Annotated in this window: 18 protein-coding genes; 8 read left to right on the forward strand and 10 right to left on the reverse strand. The window is 72.5% G+C overall.

All coding sequences use genetic code 11. The annotated features are described in order from the left end of the window. Positions 1–70: 70 nt before the first annotated feature. Positions 71–610 carry a sigma-70 family RNA polymerase sigma factor gene (locus tag N6H00_RS04665; protein WP_268970264.1) on the reverse strand — a complete coding sequence of 180 codons (540 nt, stop codon included), beginning with the start codon at positions 608–610 and terminating at the stop codon, positions 71–73. A gap of 135 nt (positions 611–745) precedes the next feature. Here N6H00_RS04665 and N6H00_RS04670 point away from each other — a divergent pair, with 135 nt between their 5' ends. From N6H00_RS04670 to N6H00_RS04680, 3 genes are all read left to right on the forward strand, one after another. Beyond that, positions 746–3,685 carry an AfsR/SARP family transcriptional regulator gene (locus N6H00_RS04670; protein WP_268970265.1) on the forward strand — a complete coding sequence of 980 codons (2,940 nt, stop codon included), beginning with the start codon at positions 746–748 and terminating at the stop codon, positions 3,683–3,685. A 319-nt stretch (positions 3,686–4,004) separates the two neighbouring features. Beyond that, the gene (locus N6H00_RS04675) at positions 4,005–4,646 is read left to right on the forward strand and encodes a DUF4142 domain-containing protein (RefSeq protein ID WP_268970266.1); all 642 of its coding nucleotides are present in this window, start codon (positions 4,005–4,007) and stop codon (positions 4,644–4,646) included. Positions 4,647–4,666: 20 nt separating this feature from the next. Next, positions 4,667–6,136 carry a DUF1996 domain-containing protein gene (locus tag N6H00_RS04680; RefSeq protein ID WP_268970267.1) on the forward strand — a complete coding sequence of 490 codons (1,470 nt, stop codon included), beginning with the start codon at positions 4,667–4,669 and terminating at the stop codon, positions 6,134–6,136. A gap of 219 nt (positions 6,137–6,355) precedes the next feature. Here N6H00_RS04680 and N6H00_RS04685 read toward each other — a convergent pair whose 3' ends face one another. Next, complete coding sequence (locus tag N6H00_RS04685) at positions 6,356–7,531, reverse strand: PucR family transcriptional regulator (protein WP_443073195.1); 1,176 nt, start codon at positions 7,529–7,531, stop codon at positions 6,356–6,358. Positions 7,532–7,873: 342 nt separating this feature from the next. Between N6H00_RS04685 and N6H00_RS04690 the strand changes: the two genes are divergently transcribed. The 4 genes from N6H00_RS04690 to N6H00_RS04705 all read left to right on the forward strand — a co-directional run bounded on the left by N6H00_RS04690 (position 7,874) and on the right by N6H00_RS04705 (position 11,982). Then, positions 7,874–8,773 (forward strand): hypothetical protein, encoded by a 900-nt coding sequence (locus tag N6H00_RS04690; RefSeq protein ID WP_268970269.1) that lies wholly within the window; start codon positions 7,874–7,876, stop codon positions 8,771–8,773. Continuing rightward, complete coding sequence (locus N6H00_RS04695; RefSeq protein WP_268970270.1) at positions 8,770–10,284, forward strand: NADH-quinone oxidoreductase subunit NuoF family protein; 1,515 nt, start codon at positions 8,770–8,772, stop codon at positions 10,282–10,284. Before N6H00_RS04690 ends, N6H00_RS04695 begins: the two co-directional genes overlap by 4 nt. Positions 10,285–10,425: 141 nt before the next feature. After that, the gene (locus tag N6H00_RS04700) at positions 10,426–11,379 is read left to right on the forward strand and encodes an SCO0930 family lipoprotein (RefSeq protein WP_268970271.1); all 954 of its coding nucleotides are present in this window, start codon (positions 10,426–10,428) and stop codon (positions 11,377–11,379) included. Positions 11,380–11,421: 42 nt separating this feature from the next. After that, positions 11,422–11,982, forward strand: a complete 561-nt coding sequence (locus N6H00_RS04705) for a hypothetical protein (RefSeq protein WP_268970272.1) — start codon at positions 11,422–11,424, stop codon at positions 11,980–11,982. Positions 11,983–11,989: 7 nt separating this feature from the next. On the opposite strand, the gene N6H00_RS04710 is transcribed toward N6H00_RS04705, so the two are convergent. Together N6H00_RS04710 and N6H00_RS04715 are read right to left on the reverse strand one after the other, a co-directional pair. Further along, positions 11,990–12,667, reverse strand: coding sequence for an HAD family hydrolase (locus N6H00_RS04710; RefSeq protein ID WP_268970273.1), 678 nt, complete (start codon positions 12,665–12,667; stop codon positions 11,990–11,992). Between the two features lie 289 nt (positions 12,668–12,956). Next, positions 12,957–13,892, reverse strand: coding sequence for a ScbA/BarX family gamma-butyrolactone biosynthesis protein (locus N6H00_RS04715; protein WP_268970274.1), 936 nt, complete (start codon positions 13,890–13,892; stop codon positions 12,957–12,959). A gap of 107 nt (positions 13,893–13,999) precedes the next feature. On the opposite strand from N6H00_RS04715, the gene N6H00_RS04720 reads away from it, so the two are divergent. Beyond that, complete coding sequence (locus N6H00_RS04720) at positions 14,000–14,641, forward strand: ScbR family autoregulator-binding transcription factor (RefSeq protein ID WP_268970275.1); 642 nt, start codon at positions 14,000–14,002, stop codon at positions 14,639–14,641. Here the strand turns inward: N6H00_RS04720 and N6H00_RS04725 are convergent. The 6 genes from N6H00_RS04725 to N6H00_RS04750 form a co-directional block, all read right to left on the reverse strand. After that, positions 14,633–15,316: an SDR family NAD(P)-dependent oxidoreductase gene (locus tag N6H00_RS04725; RefSeq protein WP_268970276.1), complete on the reverse strand. Its 684-nt coding sequence runs from the start codon at positions 15,314–15,316 to the stop codon at positions 14,633–14,635. The genes N6H00_RS04720 and N6H00_RS04725 overlap by 9 nt on opposite strands. Beyond that, the gene (locus N6H00_RS04730) at positions 15,309–16,505 is read right to left on the reverse strand and encodes a sialidase family protein (RefSeq protein WP_268970277.1); all 1,197 of its coding nucleotides are present in this window, start codon (positions 16,503–16,505) and stop codon (positions 15,309–15,311) included. The genes N6H00_RS04725 and N6H00_RS04730 overlap by 8 nt, the downstream gene beginning before the upstream one ends. A 679-nt stretch (positions 16,506–17,184) precedes the next feature. Next, entirely contained in the window at positions 17,185–18,207 is a 1,023-nt protein-coding gene (locus N6H00_RS04735) for an aldo/keto reductase (RefSeq protein WP_268970278.1), read from the reverse strand. Next, complete coding sequence (locus N6H00_RS04740; protein ID WP_268970279.1) at positions 18,204–19,046, reverse strand: ATP-binding cassette domain-containing protein; 843 nt, start codon at positions 19,044–19,046, stop codon at positions 18,204–18,206. The genes N6H00_RS04735 and N6H00_RS04740 overlap by 4 nt, the downstream gene beginning before the upstream one ends. Beyond that, entirely contained in the window at positions 19,043–19,945 is a 903-nt protein-coding gene (locus N6H00_RS04745; RefSeq protein WP_268970280.1) for an ABC transporter ATP-binding protein, read from the reverse strand. Before N6H00_RS04745 ends, N6H00_RS04740 begins: the two co-directional genes overlap by 4 nt. Next, positions 19,942–20,871, reverse strand: coding sequence for an ABC transporter permease (locus tag N6H00_RS04750; RefSeq protein ID WP_268970281.1), 930 nt, complete (start codon positions 20,869–20,871; stop codon positions 19,942–19,944). The genes N6H00_RS04745 and N6H00_RS04750 overlap by 4 nt, the downstream gene beginning before the upstream one ends.

Below are 20,871 nucleotides of genomic sequence, written 5' to 3' on the forward strand. Positions count from 1 at the left end.
GGTGACGCCGATCAGTGGATCATCCCCGAGCGTACGGGGTGGGCGCGCTGCACGACCGGCGATGTGGTGCTCAGCGGGTGGTGACACCACGTGCCCGCAGGGCCGTTCGCAGGGCCCGGATCGCGTAGTAACTCCGCGATTTGACGGTTCCGGGTGGCACCCCCAGCACCCGGGCCGCCTGATCGACGCTGCGGCCCAGGTAGTACAGGTGCAGCAGCACCTCCCGCTGCCGGGGCGTCAGATCGGCCATCGCGTCCGTCACCACCTGGGCGGTGAGCGTCCGATCGACCGCGTCCGGTGCGGTCACCCGCGCCATGTCCGCCTCACCGGCCGTCTCCACCGGCCGCCACGCCTGGGACCGGTGGCCGTCGGTCACCAGATCGCCGACCACGGCGAGCAGCCGGGATCGGGCGGTGTCGTCCATGGGGCCGATGTCCGTGGGACGCTGCCAGGCGCGGATGGCCACCTCCTGCACGATGTCCTCGGCCCGGTGCCAGTCCCCGCCCAGCATCCGGGCGGCCAGGCGGTGCAGCGCCGAGCCGTGCCGTTGGTAGAGCGTCCGTAACGACGTGTCGGCGTCGGTCGTCGTGGCCGCCACACGGATGTTCATCGTCCCCCCGGGGTTGATACGTCGGTGGCGCGAGAGTAAAAGGGGCACGACGCCGATTGAGTGACGAAAGACTGACGCCGTCCCGCGGCCGGAAGCACGCCGTGCCCGAAACGGGCTCCACTACGATCCCCCCTTGTGCGATTTACGGTGTTAGGCCCGGTCAGGGCGTGGCGTGCGGACGCCGAACTGGAGCTGGGGCCGCCCAAGCAGCGAGCGCTGCTGGCGTTGTTGCTGGTGCGGGCGGGACAACCGGTGGCGCTCAGCGAGATCGTCGACGTGCTCTGGGGGCAGACTCCGCCGAGCACCGCGGTGAACGTGGTGCACCGCCATGTGGGGTCGGTGCGCCGGCTGCTGGAACCCGGTCTGCCGGCCCGGACCGAGGGCAGCCGGCTGGTGCGCAGCTCCGGCGGCTACCGGCTGAACACGGAGCCGGACACGCTGGATCTGCTGCGCTTCCGGCAGATGAGCGAAACGGCCCGGCGCACCGCCGCCGCGGGGGCACCGGAGCGGGCGGCCGCTCTCTTCACCCAGGCACTCGGCCTGTGGCGGGGGCCGACCGCCACCGGGGTTCCCGCCGACATCCAGGCACATCCGGTCTTCTCCGGCGTCGACCGCGAACTTCTGGCCGTCGCCAAGGAGGCCGCCACGACGGCGCTGGACTCCGAGGTCCCGCAGCGGCTGCCCGCCGTCCTCCAGCAGTTCGCCGCCCACCACGCACTGGACGAGACCCTTCAGGCCCAGCTGATCCGGGTGCTCGCCGCCACCGGACGGCGGGCCGAGGCGCTGGAGGTCTTCGCGGCCGCACGGGACGGGCTGGCGGAGCAGCTCGGCGTGGCCCCCGGCCCCGAACTGCGCGCCGCCCACCGCCGGCTGCTGTCCCGGTCGGCCCCAGCGGTCCCCCTCGCGCCGGCCGAGCCGAGCCATCCGGCGGCGCCGGGCCCTGTGGCCGGGCCGAGCCACCCCGCCGAGCCGAGTCATCCCGCCGAGCCGAGCCGTCCGGCGGCGCCGGCCGCCCCGGCCGTACGGCCCGCCCAACTGCCGCCCGATCTCACGGCGTTCAGCGGACGGCGGGCCGAACTCGCCGGCATCCACGCCCTGCTGCCCGAGGGCGCCGAGACCGGGTCACCGGCTCCCTTGGTGATCAGCGCGATCGACGGGATGGCCGGGGTCGGCAAGACCACGCTGGCCGTGCACTGGGCCCACCGCATCGCCCACCGTTTTCCGGACGGACAGCTCTACGCCAATCTGCGCGGCTTCGATCCGGCCGGTTCGATGGTGTCGCCGAACGAGGCGCTGCGGACGTTCCTGCACGCCCTCGGGATTCCGCCGAACCGGGTGCCCACGGACCTGGACGCCAAGACCGCGCTGTACCGCAGTCTGCTGGCGGGGCGGCGGACGCTGGTCCTGCTGGACAATGTGGTGGACTCCAGCCACGTCCGGCCGCTGCTGCCCGGCTCCCCCGGTTGTCTGACCATCGTCACCAGCCGCAATCAACTCCACGGTCTGATCGCGAGCGAGGGGGCCCGTTCCCTTACTCTGGGCCCGCTGTCCGCCGCCGAGTCCCATGAGGCGCTGGCCCGGCGGCTGGGCGCGGACCGGGTCGGCGCGGAGCCGCGGGCCGTGGCGACCATCGTCCGGCTGTGCGGGCGGCTGCCGCTCGCACTGGCGGTGGTGGCCGCCCGCGCCGCGACCCGCCCGTCCTTTCCCCTTTCTGCCGTCGCCGCGGAGCTGCTCGCAAGCCAGGGAAACCTCGACGCGTTCGCGGGCGCCGATCCGCACACCGACGCGCGGACCGTCTTCTCCTGGTCCTACCGGGCCCTGGACCCGGAGGCCGCCCGGCTGTTCCGGCTGCTGGCCCTGCATCCTGGCCCGGATGTCTCCACGGCGGCGGCCGCGAGCGTGGCCGGGCGCCCGCTCCGCGCCACCCGGGCCCTGCTGGCCGCGCTCACCGGCGCCCATCTGCTGGCCGAGCACGCCCCGGGCCGCTACACCTGCCACGACCTGCTGCGCGCCTACGCCATGGAACTCGTCCAGGACCACGACACGGACGAGACCCGCCGGGCCGCCCGGCACCGCATGTTCGACCACTATCTGCACACCGCGCGCACCGCCGCCACGCTGCTCGCCCCGCACCGGACCGAACCCTTGCCCCTGTCCCCGCCCCGGCCCGACGCCGCACCCGAGCACCTCGACGGCCAGGACCGCGCCGAGGCATGGCTCGCGGCCGAGCGGACCGTTCTGCTGGCGGCCGTCGAGCACGCACGGGATCACCAATTCCCCCGCCACGCCTGGCAGTTGGCCGTGACACTGGAGCTCTTCCTGGACCGGCGCGGCCACTGGCAGGAGCAGACCGCCATCCAGCGCACCGCGCTGGCAGCGGCCCGCGCCCTGTCCGACCGGCTCGGCCAGGCGCACACCCACCGCACCCTGGGGTTCGCCGAGGGCCGGCTGGGCCGGTACGACGAGGCGGACGGCCATCTGGAGCGGGCCCTGGAGCTGTTCGGGAAGCTCGGCGAGGGGGACGGCCGGGCCCGCACCCTGCGCGCCATGGCCTTTCTGGCCAACGCCCGCGGCCGCCACCAGCGGGCGCTGGACCACTACGGGCCCGCGCTCGACCACTACCGCGCCTCGGCACACCTCAGTGGCCAGGCCAGTGTGCTCAATGAGATCGGCTGGACCCATATTCTCCGCGGTGCGTACGAGCGCGCCCTGACCCACTGCCGGCAGGCGGTCGAACTGCACCGGCGGATCGGCGACTCGGCCGGCGAGGCCGCCGCGCTGGACAGCGTGGGATACGCGTACCACCACATGGGCCGGTATGAGCACGCCCTCACCTCCTACCGCCGGGCGGTCGCCATCTACCGGGAGATCAGCGACCGGTATCTGGAGGCCGACACCCTGACCCACCAGGGGGACACCCGGCTGGCCCAGGGCGACCTGGCCACCGCCCTCGCCGACTGGCGGCTGGCCCTGGAGATCCTCCAGGAGCTGAACCACCCCGATGCCCGGGTCCTCGGCGGCAAACTGCGGCAGTACCGGCAGTGGCCGCATCCGGCTCCGGCGCGCGGCGGATGACGGGGCTGGGGGGCGTGGTGTTCCTCGCTGTCGCGGCCACGGCGGGGGCCTTCGGATCGTCGGGACGGTGTGCGACCGGCCCGCTCGGGGCCCGGCCGTGCACCGGGTTCTCCCTGTCGTACGGACGCGCCCGGCGCATCGCTCAACCGGGCGCGGAAAAAACCGTACGGCCCTCCGTACAACCCTCCGGACGGCGGCCGCGCAGAGTACCAGCGATCGATGATCTCTGTCCCGGCTTTATTCACTGGTGATGAGGTCTCCACGGCCAGGCCACACAAGGCACTAGCGTCCGGTGTCACTCCGAACCAAGGAGGGCGCTGTGCGATCCGCGAACCTCACCAGATCCATCGCCTCCAGCCGTACCATCGGCACCGGTCTCATCATCGGTGCGCTCGCCGTCACCCTGGCGGCCATCCTCGTCCCGGTGTCGCTGTTCGGCGAGAGCGGCGCCGCCCTGCCGCGCAACGGCGTCACGGACGACGGCGGGGGGACGGTCAGCACGCAGTACGGACCGCTGACGGCCACTGACCGGGACTTCGTCCGCAAGGTCAGGCTCGCCGGCACATGGGAGCTCCCGGCGGGGCGCCTCGCGCAGGAGCGGAGCGACCGGGACGCCGTGAAGACCGCCGGTGAGCATCTCATCGAGGGACACACCGAACTCGACCGCCGGTCCGAGGAGGCCGGCCGGGCGCTCGGCATCCAGCTGCCCACTCAGCCCAACGCGCAGCAGCAGGGCTGGCTGGGCGAGATGACAGGCGCCGGCAGCAGCGCCGAGTTCGAGCGGGTGTTCGCCAACCGGTTGCGCGCCGCCCACGGCAAGGTGTTCAACCTCGTGGCGCAGGTGCGCGCCGAAAGCCGCAACTCCATGGTCAGATCTCTGGCCACCAGGGCCAATGCCATCGTTCTCGACCACATCACGGTCCTCGAGGACACCGGGCTCGTCGACTTCGACGCCCTCTAACGACTAAGTGAAGTGATCTCATGAGGCAACAGACCCACAAACGCGGGTGGTTCACCAACAAGACCGTCGCCGTCGTCGCCGCTGTGGCACTCGGTGGCGGCGGGGCAGCGATCGTCGCCGCGAACGCGTCGGCCCATGGCGACAGGGGCGGCTCCGGCCGGAACACCACCGTGTCCGCGCGGGCGGGGACGATCCAGTGCCCCGATGTGGGCCAGAAGCTGAGCCATGTGCCGGCCAAGGCCAGGCCCGAGGTCGACAAGAACCTGGCCGAGCTGGACAACCAGGTGGCCACCGCGTACCGGTGGATGAACCGGCAGCGTGGTGCGAGCGAGGCGGTGCTCTCCCGGCTCAACGACGAGCGCTCCCGGACACTGGACGACATCGGCTCGGCCATCGGCGGCGACAACTCCCCGCTGCGGGGGATGACCGACTGCACCTGGCAGGAGGTCGCCACGACCACGGGTGGCAAGGGCAGGTTCGGCCGGCCGGGCGGCGGGCGCGGCGGTCAGCACCAGGGCGACGGCCGGCAGGGCGACCAGCAAGGCGGCGGGCAGGGCGGCGAGGGCGCCAACGAGGTGCCCGGCAACGCGGGCGGCCAGGCGGGCAACGGGCCCTCGCAGGACGACTTCGTCGACATTACCCAGGTGCGGCCGAACGTCCAGGAGCCGCCGCGGGTCCGGAAGAACGGCTCCACCGGCACCTTCACCTCCGACTGCGGCGTCGGTGACCCGGCCCTGCGCAACAGCGACAATGTCATCGTCGCCCCCGGAGTGGGCAACGGCGCCCACCACATGCACGACTACGTGGGCAACGACAGCAACAGCGCCTTCGCCGACAACCAGACCTTCGAGCAGGCGGGCACCTCCTGCGCCAACGGCGACAAGTCGACCTACTACTGGCCGGTCCTGCGCGCCCAGGACGGTACGGACGAGGCGGACGCCGATCAGCTCGGCGGCGGGCAGGAAGGCAACGTCGGCACGATCCTGACCCCCAAGAGCTCCACGCTCGAGTTCCGGGGCAACCCGCGGAGCAAGGTCACGGCGATGCCGAAGTTCCTGCGGATCATCACCGGTGACGCCAAGGCGTTCACCAACGGCGACGCCAACGCCAACGCCTCCTGGAGCTGCACCGGCTTCGAGGACCGGCAGCTGACCGACAAGTACCCGCTCTGCCCCGAAGGCAGCTCCGTCACCCGCACCTTCGACTTCCAGAGCTGCTGGGACGGCAAGAACACCGACAGCGCCAACCACCGTGACCACGTGGCCTTCGCCGCTGAGGACGGCTCCTGCCCCGACGGCTTCCAGGCCATCCCCCAGCTGGTGAACACGATCACCTACGACGTGCCGGCCAACACCCCGTACGCCGTGGACGGCTTCCCCGAGCAGTTGCACAAGCCCATCACCGACCACGACGACTTCATCAACGTGATGCCGGACGACCTGATGAACAAGGCGGTGAACTGCATCAACCGCGGCAAACAGTGCGGCTGATGGACCAGGAACACCAGGACCACCAGGAACACCAGGCGCGCGCCGGCCGGGAGGCCGGCGCGCGCCGCGCTGCCACCGGACCAGCCCCGCGGGGGGCGTCGCCCGCCGGGGCGAGAGGCTGAACCAACCGCCGCCCCCTCGCGCGCGATCCGCCGGCCCTCGCCGACGACGTGAACCGCCGGCCGCGCGAGCGCGGCCGGCGGTTCGCCGTGTTACCGGTCAGAGTCCGTTGACGCGTGCCTCCCGGGCGATGCCGAGCGGCCGGACGCCGGGGGGCGCACCGGTGCGGACCCGGCGGCTCACCCGGGACGCGTGGCGCCGTATCCGGTCCATCTGCGCCATCAGCCTGCGGCCGCGCAACGCCATCTCCAGCTCGAAGCGTATGCGGGGGTCGCGCAGGCCCGGCCCGAAGAGCTTCTCGATCTGGCGCAGCCGGTACCGCACGGTCTGCGGATGCACCTTGAGGGCCTTGGCCGCCTCGGGCGCGCCGCCGCCCTCCAGCCAGGCCAGCAGCGTCATCTGGAGGCGTTCGCTCTGCCGGGGGGTCAGCCCGGCCAGCGGTTTGAGCCACCGCGCGGCCAGCGCCCGGACCAGTGACTCGTCCTGGAGGAGCAGCAGCGTCGACAGATGGTCGTCGACGAAGAGCACCCGGGCCTCGGGGCCCGAGCGGACGGGTGCCAGGGCCAGCAGGCGCCGTGCCCACCGCACCGACGAGGCCACGTCGCCCAGCGGCACCACATGGCCCACGGCCGCGGTGCGGCCGCGCAGCGCGGTCTCCAGCGCCGCCCGGGTGCCGGGCTCGGCGGAAACGTCCCGCTCCGGGTCCCGGTCGCCTTCCCGGTCGCCTTCCTGGGCGGGGGCGGTGGCGGGGTCCGGGGCGGGTCCGGGGTCGGTGTCCGGGTCGGGGACCAGCAGGCACAGCTCGTCGCCGACCGCACCGATGAGCGTGTCTCCCAGCACGGCGGCCGGCTGCGGTGCCTCGCCCGGCGTGGGCAGGGCGATGGCCAGCACCGTCTCGGGAAGCGGCCACCGGGCGGCCCGGGAGAGCTCCATCAGGGTGCGTTCGGAGACCACCACCTCACCGATGAGGGCCTCGAAGAGGTCGCGCCGGGCCCGCTCGGGCGGCACCTCGGCCAGCGCCTCTGCGCAGGCGCCGTCCTGGCCGGTCCTGTCCTCGCCCACCGTGCGGTGGCCGAGTGCCGTCAGGAGAGCCTGCTCGACTCCCCGTCGGACCTTGTCTCGCCCTAAGTTCTCCACAAGTGCGGCGAATCCCGGAATTCCGTGCCGAAGGCTCTCCATCAACTCATCGGCCAGGGAGGGGAGTTCGTCGCGCGGAACGCGGGTCCACTCGCCACGGGGGCGGGACCGGATGCGGTTCACGAGTTCGCCCATCATTACCTCGTTCTTGCCGGGGGGAGACCTGGCCGTTGGGGGGTCGGCCAGGTCCGTGGAGGTTGTCTCCGTCACCGGTTCGTCCAGTACCGGTCGGGAGTCGAGGGTCCTCCGCTACGTCATAGAGGAACCCACCCCCTCCCGGTCCCGGCACTTTGCTGGATCTTTGCCATGGTGATGACAGTGGATCAGCCGGGGACGGGGTGAGCACGGTGCGTCCACGAGAAGTTGTCACGTTACGACAAATCTTATGGAGATCATGTGTACTTCCGAGAAGCTGCTGCCCCCAACACGACGTTGCCGTATCTCGTCACCCGCGCGAATCCGCGCGATCGGGAGGCTCCCATGTCCATGCCCCAAACGCCGCTCCCCTCCCCGCAGGGGCGCCACGGCGGACGCCGGGCCCGTGGCGGACGACGAGCCGCTCGCCGGACTCAGCAGCGTGATCCATCCGGGCTCGGATGGCCGCGCGATGTCCGGATATACGCCATTATCGGCACCGTCGCGCTGTCCCTGTACGTGGCGTGGGACGCCGGCGCGTTCTCCCGGACCTTCGCGTTCCTGGACTTCGGGGCGGGGGTGCTCGCGCTGGTCTGCCTGACATCGGCGGCGCTGTGGGGGCTCGCCGCGACCGACCAGCTGATCCTGCACACCCACCAGCGGCTGATCGCCCAGGCCATCCACCGGGCGGCCGCGGTCGCCGGTCTGCTGTTCCTGGTCCTTCACATCTGGGTCAAGATCGCGGAGAGCCACACCGACGCCACGGCCGTCGCACTGCCGTTCGCTGACGCAAATCAGCCGGTGCTGATCGGGCTCGGCACCATCGCGGGCTATTTGTTCGTGATCGCGGCGGTGACCGGTGCGGTGCGCGGTTCGTTCGCCTCGGCGGGCCACTCCCGCTGGCGGTACCGCTGGTGGCGCGCGCTGCACGTGGGCGCCTACCCCGCGTGGTGCGCGGCGCTGATCCACGGGCTGAAGGCGGGGCGTGCCGCCAAGACCTGGGCGACCTACGGCTACCTCGCGGCCCTGGCCGGTGTCGCCGTCGCGCTGTGGCTGCGGCTGGTGACCCGGCGGCGCCAGGACATCGACCGGGCGGACGGCATCGAGGTCAGGAACCCTCCCGCCCACAGCATGCGGGCGGGCCGGACCCGGCGGACCGACCCCACCGTGCCGCGCCCCCGCCCGGCCGCATCCGGGCGGCGTGAGGGCCGGCCGCTCGGCGCCTCGCGCGGGTGGGGCCGGTGATCACGACAAAACCCGGACTCGCCTGTGTCGATCCGCCCCGGCTGCTGGCCGGGCTCGACGAGGTGTACCGGCTGGACCGGGTCGGCCATCTGACCGTGCACGGCACCATGCCGGCCCTGCGGGCGGACGAACTCGTGGCGCTCGCGGAGAACATCGATCTGCGCGGGCGCGGCGGGGCCGGTTTCCCCTTCGCCAAGAAGGTCTCGGCCGTCGTCGAGTCGGCCGGCCGGCGCGAGGGCCGCTGTGCCGTCGTGGTCAACGGCAGTGAGGGGGAGCCCAGTTGCCTCAAGGACACCGCGCTGCTGCTGCACACCCCGCATCTGGTGATCGACGGTGCCGTACTGGCCGCCGAGGCGATCGGCGCCGAGGAGGTCGCCATCGCGGTGCACCGCCCGGATGTCGAGGAGTCCCTGGCCGCCGCGATCGCCGAGCGCGGTCCCAGCGGGGTCCCGGTCTCGGTGAACCGCACCCCGGACCGGTTCGTCGCCGGTGAGGGCGGCGCCGTCATCAACGGCATCAGCGGCGCCCCGGCCATCCCCAACGGCCGGAAGATCCGGGCCAGCGACAGCGGGCTCGGCGGTCTGCCCACCCTGCTGTCCAACACCGAGACCTTCGCCCAGCTCGCCGTGGCGGCGCGGATGGGCGCCCTGCCGTACCGCTCGGTGGGACTGCCCACCGAACCGGGCACGACGCTGCTGACGGTCGGTGGCACGTATGTGATGGAGACGCCCACCGGAGTGCCGCTGACCTACATCCTGGAGCTGTGCGGCCTCACCCCCGGCCAGGCGGTCCTGGTGGGCGGCTATCACGGCAAGTGGCTGGACCCGGGCAGCATCAACGCCGCCACCATCTCCCGGGAGTCCATGAAGAGGTACGGCGCCCGGCTGGGCGCCGGGGCGGTGCTGCCCATCCCCGAGAACACCTGCCCGCTGGGTGAGACCGCGCGGGTGGCGCGCTGGCTGGCCGCCGAGACGGCCGGTCAGTGCGGGCCCTGCTTCATCGGGCTGCCGGCGCTCGCGGACGCCCTCGGCCAGGTGGAGCGCGGGGGCGGCCAGTCCTCGATCGACAAGGTGCGCGCCTACGTCAACTCGGTGCGCAAGCGCGGGGCGTGCGGCCATCCCGATGGCACCGCCGGTTTCGTGGCCACCGCGCTGGACGCGTTCCCGGAGGAGTTCGAGGCCCATGCGCGCGGCGCCGGCTGCGGACGGCCGACGGTGGGGGTGCTGCCGCTGCCGCCGGACGCGCCACCGTCCGCGCCGCCGTCCGCCCCGTCGAGCTCCGCGGCGCGCGACCGGCGGCCCCAGCGGGGGCCGGCGGAGAAGCTCCTGGTGGACTGGTCGCTGTGTCAGGGCCATGGGCTGTGCGCGGACATCCTGCCGCCCGAGGTGCTGACGCTCGGGATCGACGGCTATCCGGCCTCGGCCACGATGGATGTGCCCCGGCAGCTGCGTGCGCAGGCGGTCCGCGCGGTCCGCCGCTGCCCCGCCCTGGCGCTGCGCATCGAGGAGTAGCGACAGGGCGACGCGCACTCCTGCGGTTTGTGCGTCCGGTGACAAATTCCGCGGCCGCTGAGCGCCGGCCGGCCCGGTCTCCGTATGCACTGGCGTCGGCGTGATCACCGCCGGACCGGTCGAGACTACAGAGGAATGGTCATGGAGAAGCGGCGTCACATCGCCTACGCCGGGGTGTCGGTAGCGATGGTTCTGCTGACGGCGGCGTGCGGCAGCGGCGAGGACAACACAGCGGGCAGCGCCAACGTGCAGCCGGCGGGTGGCAGCCAGACCGTGGGTGCGGGGACCTCCGCGTCGGCGGGTGCGGGTGCGACGGCCGGTGACATCGGCGCCGGCGCGGGTGACGAGGCCGCGCGCACCGGGCCCGCGAAGCGGTTGACGGTCGAGAAGAACGCCGAGCTCGGCTCGTTCGTCACCGACAGCGAGGGCTGGACGCTCTACCGGTTCGACGAGGACACCCCCAAGCCGGCCAAGTCCACCTGCAACGACGACTGCGCCACCAAGTGGCCCGCGGTGCCCGCGGACGACGCCACGGCCACCGCCGGTATCGACTCCGGCGCACTCGGCTCGGTCACCCGCTCCGACGGCACCCAGCAGCTGACGCTGGCGGGCTGGCCGGTCTACCGCTTCGCGGGCGACACCCAGCCGGGTGACACCAAGGGCCAGGGTGTGGGCGGTACGTGGAACGCGCTGGCGCCCGACGGCAAACCGGCCGGCAAGGCCGCGGCCACGGACGACAGCCTCCAGCTGATGGTCAGGAACGACGCCGAACTCGGCAAGGTCATCGTGGACGGCGACGGCATGACCGTCTACCGGTTCGACAAGGACAGCGCCTGGCCGATGAAGACCGGTTGCCTCGGTGCCTGCCTGGACACCTGGAAGCCGGTCAAGGCCGTGGACACCACCAAGGTCGCCGGGGTCGACGCCGCGAAGATCACCTCGTTCAAGCGCCCCGACGGCACCCGGCAGGCGGCGTTCGACTGCTGGCTGCTCTACACCTTCACCGGGGACGAGAAGCCGGGTGACACCAACGGCCAGGGCGTGAAGGGCACCTGGTTCGCGGTCACCGACAAGGGCAAGAAGGCGGGCCGGTAACGATCCGGGTCCGGACCGCCCCACTTCCACCGGGAGGTTGATGTGTCACTCGCACTCCGTGCCGCCACCGTCTGCGCCGCCTTGCTGGTTCTGGGTGGTTGCGGTGGCGGCGGGGCACACGGCACCGCGCACGAGCGGACGGAGACCTCCCCCCTCGCCAAGGCGTTCGCCGAGCCCGGCACCCCGGCGCCGCTGACGAAGATCGCCGACGCCATCGGCTGCGAGGCCACGGTCATCACCGAGGCGGAGGAGCTGCGCCAGGGCGCCTGCGGGTCCGGTGGGAAACGGTTCACGATGGTCACCTTCGCCACCGACAAGGGGCAGCGTGACTGGCTGGCCACGTCGAAGGACTACGGGGGCATATACCTGGTCGGCAAGCGCTGGTCGGTCACCGGTCTGTCCATGGGCTCGCTGGAGCCCCTGCGCCAGAAGATCGGCGGGTCCCTCGAGAAGGGGATGTCCATGTCCCACGACGGATCCCACGGCGGGAACCCGGGGGGCGCGATGGACGGGACGGGAAGACCGGACGGTTCGTCGGGCCATTCCGGGCACGACGGCCGAGAAGTGACCTGGGCGCCCGCCGACCAGGCGATGGGCGCCTAGCGGCTGGTCAGGCCGCGTGCGAATCCGCCCACTTGACCAGCCCTGGATCGGCGAGAGTGGGGACCCACGCGTCGACCGGCGGGGGCTCGTCCAGCGGTTTCCGCGGTCCGACGCCGAGCACCCTCAGCCCGGCGCGCGAGGCGGACAGAAACCCGCAGTGGGAGTCCTCCACCGCCAGGGCGTCCTCGGGGGCCGCCCCGCACAGCCGGGCGGCCTCCAGATAGACATCCGGGTACGGCTTGGGCCGCACCTCCCCCTCGGGGACCAGCACATGGCCGAAGTACCGCAGCAGCCCGGCCTTGGCGAGCCCGTCCTCCACGACGTCCCGCGGGCAGTTGCTGGCCACGGCCAGCGGCGCGAAGGCCGCCGCCTTGGCGACCAGTTGGGGCGCCCCCGGCATGGTGACCGGGTCGTCGGCCACCAACCGGCGAAACGCGTCCAGGAGTTGTCCGGTCATCTGGTCGGCGAGTTCGGGGCGCCCGGCGAATTCGGCCAGCATACGGCCGCATTCGGTGTAGTGGAGCCCCTTCGTGCGCCGGGCGAATTCCTCGTCGGGGGCGGTTCCGTGGTTTCTGAGCACCACTTCGCGCGCCTCTTCCCAGTGTCGTTCGGAATCCATCAGGGTGCCGTCGCAGTCGAAGACGATGGCGGCTGGGGTCCATCCGAGAAGCTTTTCGGCTGTCATCTGTCTGCCGTTCCATGGGAGGTGGAGGAATCGGCGCAGGAGATACCTGTACCTGCGGGGAGCCGTGCGGTGGAAATGACCTGGCGGCTCAGAAGGGCGCTGTGCGCCGACCGCTGCTGTCGTACAGGCCGAGAGTCTCGCCTGCCCGAAACATAACGATCACTACGTTAGTTAGATGACCCGCAGTAAGCAAGAGGTCACTGAGTGTCGGCGTTTTGTTCGTCGGTCAGGCTGTTCGTCGGTCGGCCTGTTCGTCGCCAAAGAGTTCGTCGCACAGTGCGTTCGCCGGTCAGAGGTACTGGAGCACACCGACCGCCGTGCAGATGTCGGCCTGGCGCAGCCGGAAGACGCAGGTTCTGCCGTGGGAGGTGCACTCGATCACGGCCGGTGGAATCGACTCGGTGAACCGGATCGCCTTCATCCGGCAGCCGACGGGCCGGATCAGCGTGGAACCGGTGGCCAGCGCCGCGGCCTGCCGGGCGCCCTCCAGCAGCACCAGGCCCGGCACATGGTCGCTCCAGTGGTCGAAGAAGAACGGATGGCGGGGGTCGGCGGGGTCGAGGTAGACCACTCCCCCGTCCCGCACCACCAGCACGTCCCGGGCCGAGGGAACGGCCAGTTGCGCAGGTGAGGGCCGCACCGCGGCACGCAGCCTGCGGCGCGCGGTGTGCCCGTGGACGGCGGCCCGGGTCTCCGCGTAGGTGGTGCCATCGAGGAAGCGTGCGGTGCCCCCGGCCCAGGCGAACAGCTTGCCACCGGCCGAGAGCACGACGTCCAGCCGCATCCCCGAGACATAGCGTCCGCAGGGCGAGGTGCGGACGTCGGTCACGGCGGCCCGGCAGGTGATGTCGGAGGCGCCGTACGGGGCCCGGGGCTCGGTCTCGGGGTCGAGGCGGTAGGAGAGGTCCCGGATCAGGAAGTGCGCTCCCGCGGGCACCGCGTAGTACCGCGTGGGGATGTAGATCCCCAGCTCGCGCAGGGTTTCGGCGATCATCAGCGGATGGTGCCGGCCGTCCCCGCCGTGCGGGAAGGTGGGATGGGACCTCGGCCACTGGGCGGCGGCCTCGAACCGGCCGTCACCGTGCGTACGCACATCGGTGAGCAGCACCTCGGCCACCGAGACCCGGTGCACCGCCTCCCGCGCCACGGTGCGGGACCAGCTGAGCGGCCGCCCGACGGGATCGGGCGGCTCCGAAAGTCCATGAGCCTCACGAACGATCACCATAAAATACTAATAATGTTTGACCTATCTCGCCTCATCACCATCGCGGGCCGAAAGTCCGCTAAGTTCTCCCCGTCACATCCGACGGGCTGCTGAAGGACGGCGAACACGTGCAAGAACGGGCCGCGCAAACACGCCGATCCCTTCTGGAGGCCGCCGCGTTCCTTTTCGATGAACGGGGATACGCCGGAACGAGCATCAGCGACATCACCTCCCGGTCGGGCCACACCAGCGGCGCCATCTATTTCCATTACACGAGCAAGGAGCGGCTCGCCCTCGCCGTGGTGGAGGAACACTTCGCCACCTGGCCCCCGCTGATCGAGGGATACGCCGCCCTCGATGTGCCTCCCCTGGAGCAACTCGTCCGGCTCAGCTTCGCGGTGGCCCGCGCCTTCCGCGATGACATCGTGGTCCGGGCCGGGGCCCGGCTGTGGGCCGAGCGCACCCTGATCGAGGCGCCCATGCCACCGCCCTTCGTGGGGTGGATCGACGCCGTGGGGCAGCTGTTGGAGAAGGCGCGGGCCGAGGGCGATCTGGCGCCGCACGTCGAGCCGCTGGCCGCCGCCCGGACCGTCGTATGCGCCTTCTTCGGGCTGCACACCGTGTCCGAGGCCCTCGACGGGCGGCGGCTCGTCGAGGACCATCTGGCCGATCTGTGGACGCTGCTGCTGCCCTCGCTCCAGGCCCGGCCCGGGGACACGGCGAGGCTGCTGGCCCTCGCCCGCCCCGGCACCCCGCCGCCGTCAGAGTGAGGCACCCGCGCACATCACCAGCGTCTGGCCGGTGACCGCGCCGCCCTCCGGGCCCAGCAGGAACGACGTCATCCCCGCCACCTCCTCCGGACGCACCAGCCGGCCCAGCGGCGGCATCACCGGCGGGGTGCGGCTGCGGCCGGGGTCCCGCAGCATGGGGGTGTCCGTCGGCCCCGGCGCCACCACGTTCACCGTGACCGCCCGGGGCGCCAGCTCGGCCGCCCAGGACCGGGCCAGGGCGGGCAGCGCCGCCTTGGTCGCGGCGTACTGGCTCTTGCCCGGGACACCCGTCATCGTCCGGCTGCCCACCAGCACCACCCGGCCGCCGTCCGCGATCCGGTCCACCAGCGTGTCGACCAGGACACTCGCCGCCTGCACATGAATCCGCCACATGAGGGCCCCGTCCTCGGCCGCCAGCTCCCCCAGCCGCGCCGAGCGCTGCACACCCGCCGCGTGCACGATGGCGTCCACCCCGGACACCGGGGCGAGCACCTCGGGCAGCGCCTCGGGCCGGGACAGATCGGCCGGGACCCAGTGCAGCCGGGGAGCGGTGTGCGCGGGGGCCGTACGGCTGATCCCGGTGATCCGCCACCCCTCGTCCAGCAGCCGGGCGGCGACGGCGGCGCCGATACCGGAGCTGACCCCGGTGACCACGGCGTGGCGGGGCTCAGGCATCGGCCGCCCAATCGGCGCCGACCCGCACGTACTTGATGGCTTGGCGGTGGTACGTGTACGCGATGTGCAGCGTGCCGTCGGGCCCCTGCCGGATGGTGGGGTACGACAGCTCGCGGTTGAGCCGGTCGCGTGAGTTGTTGGTCAGGCAGTGGCCGTCACCGGTGTCCAGATCGCGCCGTACGGGCCAGGTCAGGCCGTTGTCCGAAGACAGCGCGAGGGTCATCGGGGCCCGCGGCGCGCCCCAGAAGGCGCCGGGTGCCGCGTCGTCGTGTGCGGCGGCCGGGGCCGGGGTCCGGCCGGTGTGTCCCTCGTCGTCGATCTCGTCGTAGAGGGAGACCCGGCGGGCCGTGGCGTCCGCCCGGCTGCTGTGGTTGTAGACCAGCGCGAGTCGTCCGTCGGCGAGCGGGACGTACTGCACGGAGGAGTTGTTGTTGGGCAGTTCGGTGCGGACCGGCTCGCTCCAGGTCTCCCCGCCGTCGGTGCTGTGCGAGCGGTACACCGCGTCCGCCCAGCGGCTGCGGAAGAGGGCCAGCACAGTGGTGTCCGGCAGCTGGTGGACGTTCATGTGCACACAGCCGGTCGAGCCCGGCACCGGCCGCTCACGCCAGGTCCTCCCCTGGTCGTCGCTGATCATCACCGCGCTGGTGTCATGGTCGCCGACCCATTTGACACCGGGGGTGGCCACGCAGTGGAACACCGGCAGCAGCCACCGCCCCGAGTCCAGGACGGCCACCGGCTGACGGATGAACACCCCACCCGCCTCGGTGGCCGGGAAGAGCGTGCGCGGCGCGTCCCAGGTGGCACCCGCGTCGGCGGACACCCGCAGCCGGACCTCCGCCGTGTCCTGGTCACCGGCGCGCTGGGCGGTGTAGAGCAGCCACAGCTCACCGGCCGGGGTGGGGAACAGCAGCGGGTTCTGCTCCGAGCGGGTAGCGTCATCGGAGAGCCGGACCGGCTCCGTCCAGGTGTCGGAGCCCGGGGCGAGCCGGGAGAACCACACGGAGATGTCCGGCACGCCCTCCTGCGTGCCGCCGAACCACACGCATCCGAGGTCCCCTCCGGGCAGCACGGTGAGGTTGGCGGCGTGGTTCTGTACGGCGGGCGCCGGCAGAAACGCCTCGACCCGGGCCGGATCACCGGCCCGGGGCCGCAGCCGTCCGTCGGCCTGTGCACGGATATCGGTGGACACGGGTTCTCCTCAGCGGTGGGTGTGGGTGGGTGGTGCGGTCATGCTCACGGGCGTGGCCGGGCCGCGGATCGGTTGGTTACGCCGGGTGGGTGGACGGGTGCGTGGACGGGAGGGTGGCTCGGTGGGGGCCCGATGGGCGGCCCGGTAGAGGTCCGGTGCGCGCCGGGCACCATCGCACGGCCAGGCGAGGACCCAGCGGGTGGACCGCCGCATGGCCCGGTGCACGGCTCCGCCGAAACCCGGCACGTGCCCCCGACGGAGCCGGCGGGCGGCTCTCCCCGCTCGGCCCTTCCGGCAACCTGTGCGTACGGCCTGCCACGTGTGACCCCGCTGCGTACGACCTGCCACGGTCCGTGGCCGTCCGGCCGGGACCAGTGCGGACCGGTCCGGCCGCGCCGGGGGCCGCGGCCGCAGCCGGGCGGAGCGTCCCACCTCGAGGCGAAGGCGGCGGTGCACAGGCCCCATGGCCGAACCACGACAGCAGGACACCGTGGCCCACGACCGAACCACGCACGGCGGCGGGCCCACCGGCCCACGACGGTAGGACACTGTGGCCCATGGCCGAGCCACGGTGGCGGCGTGGGACACCGTGGCCCACGACCAAGCCACGACGGCGGCGTGGGACACCGTGGCCCATGACCGAGCCACGTACGGCGGCGGGGGCACCGTGGGCATCGCGTCAGCGGTTGTACGCAGGCATGGGGCCGCGCAGCCGGGCCCCCACCTCGTCGCACGCCGCCGTCACATCCGCCGGCAGCGGATCCGCGGCCGCGGCGGCCAGGTTGGCGCGGAGGTGTTCCACGCGCGAGCCGCCGAGCAGCAGCGCGTCCACCCCGTCCCGGCCGAGCAGCCAGCGCAGTGAGAGGTCCACGAGCGGGATGCCCGCCTCCTCGGCGATCCGGGACAGGCTCCGTACGGCCTCGAAGAGCCCGGGGTCCCAGTAGCGCTGCCGGTACATGGCGGCCAGCCGGGAGTCGCCGAAGCGGCCCGACTCCGGCTGCTCCTCGAAGGCATGACGGCCGGTCAGCAGTCCGCCGCCGAGCGGGTTGTAGACCATCGTGCGCAGTCCGCTGGTGGCCGCGTACTCCAGGTACTCCTCCTCAACACGCCGCGCCAGCAGGTTGTAGAGCTGCTGGGCCACCACCGGGCGCGGCGCGCCGACCCGCTCGGCGGTGTGGGTGAGTTCGGCGATCTGCCAGGCGGCGTAGTTGGAGACGCCGAGCGCCCGGATCTTGCCCTCGGCGACGAACTCGGCGACCGTGCCGAGCGTTTCCTCCAGCGGTGTGGAGCGGTCGGGCTGGTGCAGGTAGAACAGGTCGACGTGGTCGGTGCCCAGGCGGCGCAGGCTGCCTTCCAGTGCCGCGCGCATCCCGCGTGCGGACAGTGGCGCGTGGTCGCCGGTGTCGGGGTGCGGCATCCCGGCCTTGGTGGCGAGCACGATACGGTCGCGGCGGCCGGGGAGCAGCTCGGCCAGGATGGTCTCGGTGGTGCCGCCCGCGTAGGCGTTCGCGGTGTCCACCCCGGTCACCCCGGCGTCCAGCGCGGTGTCCAGCATCGCGGCGGCGCCCGCGCGGTCCACCGTGTCACCGAAGGTCATGGTGCCCAGCACCAGTCGCGACAGCGGCACCGGGATTCCGGGCAGGGCCGTCCCGCCGGGCGCTGCCTGGGTGGTGGTGTGGGTCTGAGGCGCATGCGCGTTCACTGCGTTGCTCCTGGTTCCTGGTCGGTGGCGATCGCGGACACGAGGGCGCGCGGTTTGCGTCCCCGCATGGTCGTCGGGTCGAGCGCGGCGCGCCGCAGCGCCCTGGTGTAGGGGGCGGCGGGCGCGGAGAGCACCGTACGGGTCGGCCCGGACTCGATGATCCGCCCACCGCGCATCACCACCACCTCGGAGCTGATCTCGCGGACCACTCCGAGGTTGTGGGAGATGACGATGCAGGCGAGTCCCTGTTCGGCCTGGAGCTCCCGCAGCAGCTGGAGCACCTGGGCCTGTACGGAGACGTCCAGCGCGGAGGTGGCCTCGTCGCACACCAGCAGCTCGGGGCCGCTGGCCAGGGCGCGGGCGATGCCGATCCGCTGCCGCTGGCCGCCGGAGAACTCGGCGGGGCGCCGCTGGAGGGCGGTGGCGGGCAGCCCCACCTGGTCGATGAGGGCGGCGGCGCGGCGGGCGCGGTCGGCCCGGGAGCGCATGCCGTTCAGCCGCAGCGGCTCGGCCACGATCTCCTCGGCCGTCAGATGCGGGTCCAGGGAGCCGTAGGGATCCTGGAAGACCATCTGGACCCGTTTGCGCAGCGGGCGCAGCCGCCGCTGGGGCAGGCCCGCGATATCGGTCCCGTCGAGGAGGATCCGCCCCTGGGTGGGGCGCAGCAGCCGGACGATGGAGCGGGCCACGGTGGACTTGCCGCAGCCGGACTCGCCGACGACACCGAGCGATCCGCCGGGCGGGACGGTGAAGCTGACGCCGTCCACCGCGCGGAAGACACCGTCGGCGACCGGGTACTCGACCACCAGGTCCTCGACGGCCAGCAGGGGTGCGGTCACAGCGCCTCCTCGGCGGCAGAAGCGGCGGATGCCGGAGCGGCGGATGCGGGAGTGGCGGCGGGGGTCTCGTCCCAGGGGCCCAGGGTGGGCACGGCGGCGAGCAGATCGCGGGTGTACCGCTCGCGGGGGTGGTCCACGATCTGTTCGACCGGTCCGGACTCCACGAACCGGCCGCCGCGCATGACGTGGATGCGGTCGGAGACCAGCCGGGCCACGCCCAGATCGTGGGTGATCATCAGGATGCCGACGCCGGTGCGCTCCTGGAGCTCCATCAACAGGTCCAGGACGCCGGCCTGGACGGTGACGTCGAGCGCCGAGGTCGGCTCGTCGGCCACCAGCAGCTGGGGCTCGGCGGCCAGGGCGATGGCGATGAGGACACGTTGCAGCATGCCGCCGGAGAACTGGTGGGGGTAGGCGCCCCAGCGGGTCTCGGGGCGGGGGATGCGTACCCGGCCGAGCAGTTCGACGCCCTTGGCGCGGGCCTCGGCGCGGGACATCCCCGGGTGGCGCAGCCGGAGCGCCTCGCCCAGCTGACGGCCGATGGTGTGCACCGGGCTGAGCGCGGTCATCGGGTCCTGGGGGATCAGGGAGACCCCGCGGCCGCGGATCCGTCCGGCCGCCTTGGGGTCGGCGATGACGTCGACACCCGAGATCCGGGCCGTCCCCGACAGGACGGCGAGCCCTTCGGGCAGCAGCCGCAGCAGTCCCATGGCGGTGGTGGACTTGCCGGAGCCGGACTCGCCGATGATCGTCACCGTCTCGCCGGCGCCGATGGTGAAGCCGACCCCGTCGACCGCGCGCACCACACCGCGGTCGGTGATCAGCTCGATCTGCAGGTCCTCGACCTCCACCAGGGGGGTCGGGGCGCTGGTGTCCCTGGTGTCGCTGGTGTCGCTCATCGGGAGCCCTCCGTCGTACGTCGGCGGGTGCGGTCGCGCAGTCCGTCGCCCAGCAGGTTGACCCCGACCACCAGCAGCACGATGACGAGGCCGGGCAGGGTCACCAGCCACCAGGAGCTGGTGATGTAGTCCTGGCCGTCGGAGATGATCCGGCCCCAGGTGGCGAACGGCCGCTGGGGGCCCGCGCCCAGGTAGCTGAGGGCGCTCTCCAGCAGCACCGCCTGGGCGAGCAGCAGCAGGACCACGAGCGATGCCTGGCGGACGATGTTGGGGATGACATGGCGGGCCAGGATGGCGATCCGGGGCAGGCCCAGCACCTGGGCCGCGGCCACATATGGCTTCTCCCGCTCGACCAGCACCAGCGACCGGGTCAGCCGGGCCACCTCGGGCCACTGGGCGACGGCGATGACGCAGGTGATGACGGTGACGGAGGGACCGAAGAGGGCGACCACGAGCAGCAGCATCATCAGCAGCGGCAGCGACATCTGGGCCTCCAGCAGCCGGGAGACGACGGCGTCCACCCAGCGGCCGTAGTACCCGGCGGCGGCGCCCGCGACGACGCCGATGAGGCCGGAGACCACGACGGCGAGCACACCGATCGACAGCGACACCTGGCCGCCGTGCAGCACCCGGGAGAGCACATCCCGGCCGAGCTGGTCGGTGCCGAAGAGATGGCCGTCGGTCAGCGGGGCGAGCCGGCGCCGGGAGAGGTCCTGGTCGTTCGCGCCGGGCAGGGGCAGCACCTGGGCGAGGGCGACCGGGACCACCACCAGCGCGGTGCACACCGCGCCCACCCACAGTTTGAGGCTCGCGCTGCGGCGGCGCCGGGTGGCGGTGGCGCGGGCCAGGTGCTTGGCGGTGACCGCGCTGGGGCGGGGCGCGGGGCCTGCTTCGGCGGGGGCCGGGGGTTCGAGGGCGCCTTTCAT

The organism is Streptomyces sp. S465 (assembly GCF_026898115.1).
Classification (GTDB): domain Bacteria; phylum Actinomycetota; class Actinomycetes; order Streptomycetales; family Streptomycetaceae; genus Streptomyces; species Streptomyces luomodiensis.